Annotated in this window: 7 protein-coding genes; 4 read left to right on the top strand and 3 right to left on the bottom strand. The window is 35.4% G+C overall.

The annotated features are described in order from the left end of the window. Positions 1–27 precede the first annotated feature (27 nt). The 3 genes from OPU68_RS13850 to OPU68_RS13840 form a co-directional block, all read right to left on the bottom strand. A complete protein-coding gene (locus OPU68_RS13850; RefSeq protein ID WP_498474573.1) occupies positions 28–2,250 on the bottom strand; it encodes a zinc-dependent metalloprotease in 2,223 nt (740 codons plus the stop codon). A gap of 22 nt (positions 2,251–2,272) precedes the next feature. Further along, complete coding sequence (locus tag OPU68_RS13845) at positions 2,273–2,638, bottom strand: hypothetical protein (protein ID WP_498474572.1); 366 nt, start codon at positions 2,636–2,638, stop codon at positions 2,273–2,275. A 206-nt stretch (positions 2,639–2,844) separates the two neighbouring features. After that, a complete protein-coding gene (locus OPU68_RS13840) occupies positions 2,845–8,781 on the bottom strand; it encodes an alpha-2-macroglobulin family protein (protein WP_498474571.1) in 5,937 nt (1,978 codons plus the stop codon). A 152-nt stretch (positions 8,782–8,933) separates the two neighbouring features. On the opposite strand from OPU68_RS13840, the gene OPU68_RS13835 reads away from it, so the two are divergent. The 4 genes from OPU68_RS13835 to OPU68_RS13820 all read left to right on the top strand — a co-directional run bounded on the left by OPU68_RS13835 (position 8,934) and on the right by OPU68_RS13820 (position 12,352). Further along, positions 8,934–9,695 (top strand): UbiA family prenyltransferase, encoded by a 762-nt coding sequence (locus OPU68_RS13835; RefSeq protein WP_498474570.1) that lies wholly within the window; start codon positions 8,934–8,936, stop codon positions 9,693–9,695. Positions 9,696–9,738: 43 nt separating this feature from the next. Further along, positions 9,739–11,544, top strand: a complete 1,806-nt coding sequence (locus tag OPU68_RS13830) for a hypothetical protein (RefSeq protein ID WP_498474569.1) — start codon at positions 9,739–9,741, stop codon at positions 11,542–11,544. Between the two features lie 209 nt (positions 11,545–11,753). Continuing rightward, the gene (locus tag OPU68_RS13825; RefSeq protein WP_498474568.1) at positions 11,754–12,065 is read left to right on the top strand and encodes a hypothetical protein; all 312 of its coding nucleotides are present in this window, start codon (positions 11,754–11,756) and stop codon (positions 12,063–12,065) included. Beyond that, positions 12,053–12,352 (top strand): type II toxin-antitoxin system RelE/ParE family toxin, encoded by a 300-nt coding sequence (locus tag OPU68_RS13820; protein WP_498474567.1) that lies wholly within the window; start codon positions 12,053–12,055, stop codon positions 12,350–12,352. The genes OPU68_RS13825 and OPU68_RS13820 overlap by 13 nt, the downstream gene beginning before the upstream one ends. Positions 12,353–12,354 lie beyond the last annotated feature (2 nt).

The following is a 12,354-nucleotide window of genomic DNA, read 5'->3' as shown; positions in this document are numbered from 1 at the left end:
TTTTTTTATGGAGTATTATTGTAATAATTATTTAACAATAAGATTTTTACTGGCTGTTTCTCCGTTGTTTGAAATTACAATTCTGTAGTTCCCTGTTTTCAGAGCTGAGATATTTAATTTTGTTTTTTCATTTTCCAAAGCTCCGTTAGAAATTAATTTACCTGATAAATCTAAAATTTGGTAAGTAGCACCTTTCACAGATTTGGTTAAAGAAATATTAACTTCTCCTTTTGCGGGATTTGGATAGATTGCAAAGCCTTTGTTGAAAGCGGTTTCACTCACAGCAAGGTTTTTACTGATATTAAATCTTGTTGTATTTACAGCAAAATAGATATTATTAGCCGCTTTTACCATGATTCTTGCATTTCCGTTATCTTCATTTGGAAGTGTAACAGAAGCTGATCCGTTATTAGGAACCTCCGCCAATAGAGTTGGATAAGTAAGACCATTGTCAGAAGAAATATAAATCTGAACATTTGCAGTATTGATAGGTGCCGCATTAGTTCCTGCAACATCCCACGTAACTGTCAATGGTGTTCCACCAACATAGTTAGCTGCAACGGCCTGAGAGGTCACTTTGAAAGGACCTGTTGCCGCAACTGTTACTGTCATATTTGCTCTCGCAGCCTGATTTCCGGTTGCCTTGTTATCATTAGCAAAAAGAGCGAAAGTTAGTGATCTTGCCACTGTAGGAATTACTTCCCAGGTTGGAGCAAGATTTCCTGCTGCAACTGCAGTCATAACAGGGAAGTAACGCTCGCTGGTAGTTTTTGGGGCAAAAGATCTAAATACTGATCCTGTAGTCTGTGTAGGAGAAGGCGTAGTAGAAGTTGTTGTTGGTCTGGTGTTTGTCTGATCCCAAAGATAAGTTAGTGCATCACCGTCTGGATCTGTAGCAGTTGCAGATAAAACAAATGCAGTTCCATTAGGAATTGTGTAGTTAGACAAAGGCTGGATCACAGGAACCTGATTGTTGTTGGCAGTTTGCACACCGCAATTTGATCCCACGCCTACCGTGATGTTACTGTACATTTGGTTTACACTTACCACTTGGAAATGTGCATCACTATTATTCTGGATATTTGGTGGACAAATTCCTGCGTAAGCCATAATTGTGCTTCCACTGCCTGGTTCTACAGAAGTGGATGATGTTCTGTTTCCTCCGCATGAATTATCGAAGGTATGAGTTGCTCCCCACTGATGTCCCATCTCGTGTGCTACATAATCGATATCAAATGCATCAGTTCTTGGTGCAGAGCGCCCTGTAACGCCTCTTGCTTTCCCATTGTTGCTACAAGGGGAATTCAATTGTGCAATACCGCCACCGCCAGTACTGAAGATGTGCCCGATGTCATAAGCAGCACTTCCGATTGTTGCATCTACGAAAGCTTGATTTTCATTTAGCAAAGTTGCTCCGTCATTATTTGTAAATCCGGGACCGTAAGCATCAACACCAATTGAAAGTAAAACATCATTATTTGCGATCATCGTCATCGTAAGGGAAATCGTCTTTTCATAGATTCCGTTTACTCTGGTCATCGTGGTATTCATAGCAGCAAGAACAGCTGCTTTTTTTTGTTCTGTTGTCCCCGCAGATAATCCAGCTCTGTTGATATGATAGTTAGAATATTCCACAGTAGATGATAATGCTAATCTGTAATTTCTAAATTTCCCATCCTGTACCAAAGATTGTGGAATTGGATCTGTGATATTTTCAGTCTCAGAATTTTTGAATTCACAAACAAATCCTTGAGTATCAGCACCCAGATCTTCACGGTTGTAAACCATGTAAGTAGATTTATCCGTTGTATAAGTATCCAGATATGAAGTTTTTCCGCCATTATAATACATGACATTTACGCCATCATAAGGAGAAACGCTGAAACGGATTGAATTTCCGGAGTTACCTTTTTCGTAACCTACATAAGATCTGATGTTAGGATATTTTGCCTGCAAAGCCGGATCCATCACAGACGCTTCCTGGATTACATAGTCTACCAGTTTTCCTTCCGCTGTAGGGAATTTTAGAACTAGTGATTCGTTATTGGAAAAACGTTTAGGAGCATTTGCTAAGTCAGCATTTATTTCTTCCGTATTTAATTTGTACAGTTTGTACTTTGCTGGGGTTGCGGTTTTGTCATAGACTGCTGCTTTGCTGTCAACACCGGATACTGGCTTCCAGTAATTTTTCTGCGAGAATAGCATTCCCGAGAACATTACACCTACTGTAAATAGTAATTTTTTGTTCATTGTTGAATATTTTAATTTTTTCTTATTTATTAATTTCTACACTCTTGTAATTGCTTTTTTTATTTAGCTTGATAATACTTATCGGATATTTTTTGTCTTTGAATTCAGGATTATTATACTGCTGAATTTTTATTTTCAAGTTTTGATTACTTTCCGAAATTCCCTCAACACTAAAATCCGATTGCTCAATTTTGGGTTGTAGGACAATGTAAGTTTCATTCTCATTGTAAGACGGAATTGGATTCTTTCTTGGAGAAGGATTGTTGTCGTTTATTTTTTTGTAAATCACGTTTATTTCATCCTGCGACTTAAGGATTTGATATTCAGAATCAATAAGTTTAAGCTTGACGTGATTGATTTCTTCAAATTCAACTGTCTTTAGCTCCATTTCAACACCTTTGATTTTTGCATTTTGACAAGAAAATAAGTGAATCAATAAAGAAAAGTACAAAAGAAACCTTAATTTCATACTTTTTTTTGCTAAAATAAGAAAAATAATGCAATGTGCTTCATAATTTAACATATTCATTTCTATAAATAAAAAGAGGCTTCAAATATTTGAAACCTCTTTTTGTTAAATTGAAACTTTATAAGTTATTCCGAAATTACAACCTTCGTTCCCTGGGTATGTGCATTCATCTGTGGTGCGTAATAATTCTGCAAAGTCGTAATGCCGTTGCTGAATTTCCCGCTTGCATTTGCCACGTAATCGTATTCGAAAACATATTTTCCTTTCGGCATATATTCGATGTAGAAGTTGGTGGAAGCATCTTTTGTGGATTGGTAATACCCCAGATTATTTTTCCATTCGTAACCAGAAATCACGTCCAAAGGTTCAAAACCTGCCGCTCGCATATCTTTCAGGTGAATGAATTCCATATTTCTGTCGGTGTTCAGAATCATTCTCACTGTCACTTTATCACCAACTTTCAAAGGCGAATTTTCATTGATTTTAATTAATTGTTCGCCGTTTTCAGTTTTTACTTTTTTGTACAATTCTTTCGTGATGGAAATATAAGTTTCCGAAGATTTTATTTTGTCTAAATCCTCATAATATTGCCAGAACAAACCACCTTGCACAATTCCCGGACTGTCTTTTTTAATGGAAACCGTTGCCAGATTTTTATCCAAATTATCAGAAGTAATTGCTTGTTTCACATAACCTGTCGCTTGTGTTTGAGGATTCAAAGCTTTTCCGCCCCAAGTAATTTCTGCTTTGTCAGATTCCGCAGAAGTCCAGGATTTTCCGGAATTTAAAATCGTGAAAATCACTTCAGCAGTGCCGCGCGAACTTCCCCAGGAACTCACTTCTTTTTGGGTCACGAGCCAGATTTTCATTTCTTCAATGAAAGTTTCATCCGTCGGCGTCAATTTATTAAACGCTTCCAAAGCGCCGGCGTGATTCACGGTTTTTGAAGAATACCAACCCCAATCGTTCAAGTTTTGTTTCCAATAAACCCCTTGAGTATCCGTATTTGTCGAAGTTTCCTTAAGATAAGTCATTAATTTTTTCGAAACGTCTTTCAAACCATAATTATTGAATAGTAACGCCGAACGATGCAATCCAAAGAATGTGAAATCAGTGATTTTAGCTGTTTTCGCTTTTGATGTTACTAAAGATTTCAATGTCGCCCCTTTATTTTTTAAAGGATATTCTTTTTCCCAATAATTTCGGGTGTCGAGATAATCAATCACGAAGTTGTTCCAAACATTATCTTTATCTGTTTTCCAATATTTATTCACTTCATTATCCACATAAAAAACCAGTTTCGTCAACATTTCTTTTTGTTCGGAACTTTGATAATCCGCCACATTTCCTTTCAGCCATTCATTGATTTTTCCTAAATTTTTCAAGATATAAAGTGAATTGTAATATGAACTCGGATAACCTGCGTACCAACTGAAACCGCCGTCTGGATTTTGCAATTTTTGCAATTCGCTCCAATCATTTTGAATGGAATTTCGCATCGTATTCGCATCGAACAATCTTGCTAATTTTTCCATTTGTTCGGTTTCGTTTTTAGATTCCAAAACCCAAGGCGTTTCTTCCAGCAACAATTGTTTCAGCTCCTGATTTTTTTCAAGATTCGAAGTCAATAAACCTTTAGATTGGTATTCATCGAAAACCGTTTTCAGTTTCGGATTCGCTTTGAAGATTTCTGACGCCAAAACATCCGCAAACCATTTATTGAAGATGACATCCGCAGAATTATTCGTGTCATTTTTCAAACTAGGAAGCGCAAACATAATTTCCCAAATCGGATTCGTCGTCAGTTCCAAAGTATTGGAAACATTGGTCAAAGTTTTAGAATTGGAGTTTTTCAGATTTTCCAAAGTGAAAGTTTTCGTCTGTCCTTCTTTCACAAAAATCGGAAGCGCATCTGTCACCAACATTCTGTTCGGCAAAACGGCAATTGCTTTTTGCTCGCCATCAGAGAAGTTTCCAGCTTTCGCAACTATTTTAATAATAATTGATGAAACATCATTCGGAACTTTCAATTTCCAATTCACAACAGAGTTTCCGTTTTCACTCAATAAAAAAGATTGTTCTTTATTAAAACCTGCAACCGCCGTCAATTGATTAATCCCGAATTTCTCCGAAATATCTTCATTCGTAAACGTATCCAAAATCTGCAATTGCGCCACACCATTCAGTTTTTGATTCACCAAACTTGATAATTTAGATTGCAGATTCAATTCATCACCTTCACGCAAAAATCTTGGATAATTTGGTGTGATAGAAAACTCTTTCTGCGTCACCACCGATTTTTCTAAAGTCGCAGAACGCGCATCTTTCGTATGAGCTAAAAACATAAATTTCCATTGCGTCAAAGCTTCCGGAGAAGTGAATTCAAAACTCACATTACCATCTTTATCCGTCAAAAGATTTGGATAGAAAAATGCCGTTTCGTTGAGGTTTTGACGAACTGGGATTTTTTCTAAATTTTCGTTTTGTTTCTGAGTGGAATATCCTGCTACTACAACTTCCTCAAGTTCTTTATTTGGTGGAGGTGGAGTTGCCATTTTTGCTGCAGATTTTACAGATGCATAACCTCTGATAACAACTTTATCTGCTGATCCAGGATCTCCCATTGCTTGCACTTGAACTCCAGCAACTTTGCCTTCTAAAGCACTTATAGTATTTCCATATATTGAATTTCTATTATAAAGTCTTCTATCAAACCAATTAAATTGAGGACTATTAACATTATAAGTCTTTACAAATTTAAAATTTTGATTGAAACTTTCCTGGCTTAAACCATTTCTCAAATCATAAGAACTTTGGAAAAACTGCGAATAAAATCCCTGCCAATTCCAACTGTTCACAGCAAATTGGTCAAGCGATTTGTCATACATTCCCGCCAAAACTTCCGCATTGATTTTCTCTTTATCAGCACCGGAAACTTTCACTGTCCATTTTTCTTTTTGTCCCGGCTGAAGTTTGTCGCGGAAAGTCACCGTTTCAATTTTCAAATCATCTTTACTGTCAGCAATTTTCAAATCCACATTCTCCGTTTTTACATCATTAAATGCAACTAACTGAAACTGCAAATTAACTCTCGAAACAGTTTCATCTTTCGGAATCACAGTTTCATATTCCAGAATTCCATTTTTGAAAGAATGCGTTTCCGTCACCGTTTCGCCTTTCCCATTTTGAACAAAAACATTCACCAAAGCATCAGGAACGGCAGAGTAAACAAACACTTTCGCCTTCTCACCACGTTTGAAATCCTGTTTTGGTTTAACGACTTCCAGGAAAGGTTTTTGATTTTGTCCAAGCGATTTTTTGTCCCAAACTTTGAAAAATTGCTCGGATTTTATCGTGTCTTTTCCTTCGATATTATAAAGTTGAAGCTTGTAAGTTCCCGCTTCCAGTTTCCCTAAATCGAGATTGTTTTTCAAATCTTGATTCTCTTTACTTGTTTCTTGAATTTTATTTAAAACAACTTTTTCAACTTTCCAGTTTTTCTCTTCATTAGTTTTATCAAATCTGTCGTGAGGAAACTTTTGCACAAATTCTTCCTTAGAAAGTTTCGGCAAATCCTGAATTGTATTTTCAAACTGACTTCTGAAAATCTGCCTCGGTTCTTCCAGCTTTTCAAGTTTTGCCTTGTAAGATTTCGCAAGCACTTGGTCGTTGTAATTTTTCGTCGAAACAGTCAGTTTTACAGCTTCATCAGAGAAAATATTGTCAACATTGTCCGCCGAAATATAATGAGAAACCGAAGCCACTTTTACATTAGTGTCTGCAGATTGCGTTTCGCCGTTGATGTCCGTCACAGAAGCGTTGATGGCGTAATTATCAATCTGGATACCTTCCAAAGTTTCATCTTTTTTAAGTTCTACTTTGATGGTAAATTCGCCTTTTTCATTGGTTTTTGCCGTTCCCAGAATTGAGTTTTCATTATCATTTCCACGCGGATACCACCAGAAATAGCGCCAACGGATATTTTGTTTTTTGATTTCATAATTCACGGTCGAATTGCTCAAAGCAACGCCGGAAAACATCATTGCCTTTCCTTTCAGCTCAATGGTTTGGCCGTATTTGTACTCATCTTTTATCGGTTCAAAAGTCACTTCAAATTTCGGACGTTTGTATTCCTCAACCTGAAAATCTGCGTATCCACTAATGTTATAACTGGCATCATCGTCATCATTATCAACTTCGATATTGAAATTCCCGTTCAATTTATTTTTAGGTAAAGTAAAACTTCCATTAACAGAACCAAATTGATTGGTTGTCAGTTTCAAAGTTTGTAATTCTTCGCCGTTGGTGTCGTTCAAAGTGATATTCAACTTCACTTTTTCCAGCGTTTTTATTTTCTGAGTTTCGCCGTTGATGCCCGTTGCAATTACTTTGAAATAAACGATTTGTCCGGGTCTGTAGATTTTTCTGTCGAGGAAAATCTGTGCACTTTCCTGATTTTCAGATTTGTTTCGGTTGCCGTAATCGTAACCATAAACATTGATCATCGAAAAATTGTTTCCGTTTTTCACGAGGAAGTTTCTGTAATATTCCTGATTTGCAGAATTTGGAAACTGGAAATTACCGGATTTGTCAGTTTTTAAAGTGTATTTTGTAACTGCTTTTCCTCTTACATATTCGATTATATCAAGGTTTTCATTGATAAAAGCTTTTCCGTTTTCATTATTAACCAATTTGAGAATTGTGGCTTTCGGATCGTTATCATCTTTTTTGGAAAAGATAATTTTCGAATCAGAAACTATGAAATAATAATTCCCCTGAACCGAATTTTCAACCACATATTCCGCCAAATAAATCCCTGCTGGAAGCGCTTTCAGTTCCAAAGATGTTTTATGAGATTTAAAATCCGAAGAAGCTGGCAAACTGAATTCATCTTTTCTTGCCAAAGATTTTTTAACCTTAGAAAATGGATTTTTATAAGAATCAAAAACGTAATTCAGAAAACCTTGCGAATCATCTTTTACTTGATAAATATTGAGTGAAAATTGCTTTACATTTTTGCCTTCCGCAACGATATGGATTGGTTTGTTCGGTTGCGTTTCTTTCTCATAAAATAAGTTAAGTTGCGGATTTTTTATCGCATTTTCTTTGTTAAGAATATTATTGATGAACTTCGATTTTGGATAAAGGTCTTTCGCTTTATTGACCCAAGCCAAAGCGGTTTTGTTATCGTCTTTTTGTTGAAGAAGCTCAATCATTTCATCGATAATCAAAACTTTGTAATCGCCTTTTACAGATTCATCTTCAACCAGTTTTTCAAGTTGAGCGAATTTATCTTTGCAATTATTCAGTTCACAATTATAGTTGATTTTCTGATGTTGGAAATACAGTTTTGAATTTCCAGAATTCGCCGAAATCTCCGAATCATAAATGTCATTGATTTTCTTCGAATTGACTTTCAGTTCGTTTGGTGTAAACAGATTTTGATTTCTTAAAAACTCGATGTAATTGAAATTTGACCAATCCGAAAGAGTAGGGAAGTAGTCCAAATTTTCCGTCGCCTCAAAAATGTCCTTGTACTTCTGAGTCTGAATTTTCTTCAAAACCGATTCTTCTTTCTCCAAATCTGAATAGTTTTTAGCAAGGAAATTCTTGAAATCCAGTTTGCTCCAGGTCTCGATTTGTGACAGATTTTGATTGTCGATATTCGTTTTCTGATTGATTTTCCACGAATTGTTATCGTAATAATCATTGATGAATTCTAATGTCAGAAGATGAAACAATTGCTTTTCATCGCCTTTCAGTTTGGTTTTCGTGCTCTGAAGTTTCGAAAAGAATTTTGAGTTTTCATCATTCTGCGTGTCATCGTGCGTTTGCTTCAGGATGCTGAATTCCGCTTTCAGAGATTTGATGATTTGGATGGCGTTGTTGTCTTTCATCGCTTGGTTTTGAATGTCCAGAATTATCGGAAGATTACTTTTGTAAGTTCCTTTCTTGTAGTTTTCTTCCACTTTTTTCCATTGAGAATCGTAGTAATTCTGCGCCGAAAAGTTGATGAAGAAAAGCATCAGCAAGAAAACTGAGACTGATTTAATGATTTTCATATATGACTTTTATTTTTTTTTAGTGAATGATTCACTGTATAAAGATGCATTATTTTATCAAAGGTTGGAAAGATTAATATCTTTTTTAAAAATTAACACTTTCGAAATCTCATTGATTTAGAACAATTTTTCGGACATTTGTTAAAAGTAAAATGTCGATTTTAAATTTAGCAAAAAAATATGTGATTGACAGTCAGGTGTATGTCTCATTGATGGGGACTTTTCTGGCTATATTTTTTATGCTGGATCAAAAGATATTCCGATGGCCGACTTTGCTTTTGATTTTCATCACGTATTTCAGCGGTTATCTTTACACCAAATATCAAAGCGATAAGAAAATTTTCTTTAAGATTTTGATTTTCAATTGTATTTGCGGAATTGTCAGCGTCATTCTCATTCTCAAAAATCACAATGAATACAGACTCTTGAAATGGGCAATTATTGTGGTTTTGGGCTTGCTTTATAATTCTTTTTTTCTTGAAAAGTTCATTAGGAGAATACCTTTGCTAAAAATTTTTTATGTGGGTTTGACCTGGGCCTTAATCAATTCCTGGCTTATTCTTCCGGAATTTAATTGGTCGATTTTCTGGATTTCGTGGTTTTTTGTTTCGGCTTTGGTTTTGCCTTTTGATATTCGGGATATGAAAAGTGATGGTGTGGTTACTTTCCCTATATTAATCGGTGTTCAGAAGACAAAATATCTGGCTTATCTGTTGGTTTTCGTTGCTTGTTTGTTAGGTTTGATATTTCTGCAGGGACAATTCGCTCTTAGTTTTTTGATAACAACGGTTTTTACATTTATTCTGATTTATTTTTCGGAAAATGATAATCTGGAAAGCTACTTTTCCTTTTGGGTAGAATCTTGTAGCGGATTGCCTTTGTTTATAATTTTACTTTATTGGCTTGTAAATTGATATTAGGATTTTATTAATTAATTTTTGAAGTATTTGTAATCTGATGCATAAAAATATTTTTGCGTTAATTTTGTTTTTATGTAGTGTTTCTTTTGTGTCTGCGCAGGAGAAAGAGAAAAAGGATTCTATCTATTACAAGATTGAAAAGTACTCAGACAAAAGAAAATTTACTAAATTCATTCATCGTTTCATCTTTCGGCGTGAGGCGGATTCTGTTTCTGTGAAAACCCGAACTGAAAAAGAAACGCAAGCCTCATACGACGGAAAACATATACGAAATATCAAAATAGAAACGATTGACCCGTTTGGATATAACACCAAAGAAAAAAAGGAAAAGTCCCGCTGGTATGACTGGTTTACAAATCATCTACATTCCAATACCAGAATTTCGACAGTCAACAATTATTTGCTTTTCAAAAAAGGCGAAGAATATAATGCTCAAAAACTTTACGAATCTGAACGTCTTTTGCGTGAAATGCCTTTTGTAAACAGAGTCAAAATTACGATTGCCGACAGCACATCGACAAAAGATTCTATAGATGTTGTGGTACAAGTTCTTGACTCCTGGAGTTTGAAACCGCGCGCTAGTTTCTCCGGAAGCAAAATCGGAATGGGTGTGACAGAAGAAAACTTTCTTGGTTTGGGGCACAAAGCCGATTTCCTTTACAGAAACGATTCCAAGCAAAATCAGGACTATCTTTTGGGAAGTTATACGGCTTACAACCTTTTCGGTTCCTACATCAACGCTCAGGTTTTGGGAGAACGGGATTTTTGGAGAAATGAACGAATCAATGTGAATGCAAGAAGAGATTTTTTCTCTCCTCTAACAAAATGGGCCGGCGGTTTCTCCTTCGAATATTTTATGCGGAATGTGGCTTTGCCAATGGTTGACAGAAGTGCTTTGCCACAAGTCCAAATCAAAGTTTATAGTCAGGATTTGTGGGGTGGATATCAGATTCCTGTTTCTGCAAATCCTGAGGAAAGGGTTTCCAGCAACATCGCATTTATAGGACGTTTTCAGAATTATCAATACAAAGACAGTCCGGGAATTGACCAGTTTGATTATTTCCAGTCCTACAATAGTTTCCTGGCTTCAGCGGGATTTATTCAGAGGAAATTCTCTGTAGAGAAAAATATTTTTCAATATGAATTGCCTGAGGATATTTCGTACGGAAATTCCTTCAGCTTGACGGGCGGACTTTTATCAAGAAGTAAAGAAGTTATGCCATACGTTGGCGTTTCGGGCGCTTACGGAGATTTTACCAAGATTGGTTACTTCAGTGTGAAAGCACAGTTTGGAAGATTCTTCAATGAGGATAGTCAAAATAGAGAATCTTTCCGGTTTGATGGAACTTATTTTACCAATCTGATGGACTGGAAATTTGCTAAAGTCCGACATTTTTTTTCTCCAACTCTCGCACTTGGAAATCCACAGCACAATTATTCTTATAAAGACAGAATCAATCTTTCTGCATCAGATGAATTTCCTGTTTATAACGCAGACTATATAGGAACTAAAAAGTTGGTTTTGAGATATCAGCTTCAGCTATTTGTAAATAAAACCTGGAAAAATTTCCATTTCAGTCCTTATCTTACAACAGCAGTTGGATGGTTGGGAATGCCGGAAGACAATTTGCTTAGAACGACAGCCAATACAAAAATAGGAATTGGTGTTTTGATTAATAATCCATATCTGGTGTTCAACAGGATTCAGATTTCGTTTACTTATTATCCTCGGGTTCCATTTGATAATAATTCTGTTTTTGATTTTAATAGCAATCGCAATAACGTTTTACCACTAAATGGTTTCGGAGCGGATATTCCTCATTTTGTTAATTTTGGAAATTAGATTTCACCACAAAAGTCACAAAAGAAAATTCACGATAATTAAAAAAATATTTTTCGACGCAAACGCTTTTTTACACTTTTGAATAGCTAAAATCAAATATAACTTTTGTGTCTTTTGTGGTTCAGAAAATGTTACTGAATTTTTCAATTCTTTTTTGATTTAAAATTAATTCTAAAACCGTTTTTTTATCTTTACATAAATTTTGAGTGATGGAAAATATCAACGATATTAAATTAAAACTGATTCAGAAAATCTGCGAATCCCAGAATTATTATTTGTTGTCCTCACTTCTGAAAAATTTTGAAAGTAAGTCCAACAACATCGTCGCAGAACCAGAATCCATCTACGAATCCGAAAGACCAATGACGGAAGAGGAAGTTGATGAGTATTTTAAGGTAGAGAAAGTCGTTCTTCCAGATTATGTTTTGAAGATGATAGAACAAGGAATGGATGATGTGAAAAATGGAAAGGTTTACACAGAGGAGGAAATGGATAAAATGGATAAAGAATGGCTAAAATAAAAGTCGAATGGACCCATTTTACAAAGAAACAAAGAGATGAGATTTTCGAATATTGGAACAATAGAAACAAAAGCAATTCTTATTCTAAAAAGTTAAGACTCGTCATCAAAGAGAAAACCAATCAATTAAAGTTGCAACCATTTTCTGAAAAGAAAACTATTAATGAAACTGTAAGAATGTTAGTGTTTAAAAATTATAGTTTGATTTATAATATCGAAAAAGAAACCATTTCAATCATTTCATTTTGGGAAAACCATCAAAATCCTGAAGCACTCGAAAATATTTAAGG

This window comes from Chryseobacterium sp. TB1-D10, assembly GCF_059803555.1.
The sequence above is the reverse complement of the archived record's forward strand: the minus strand, read 5'-3'. Positions and strand labels throughout refer to the sequence as shown.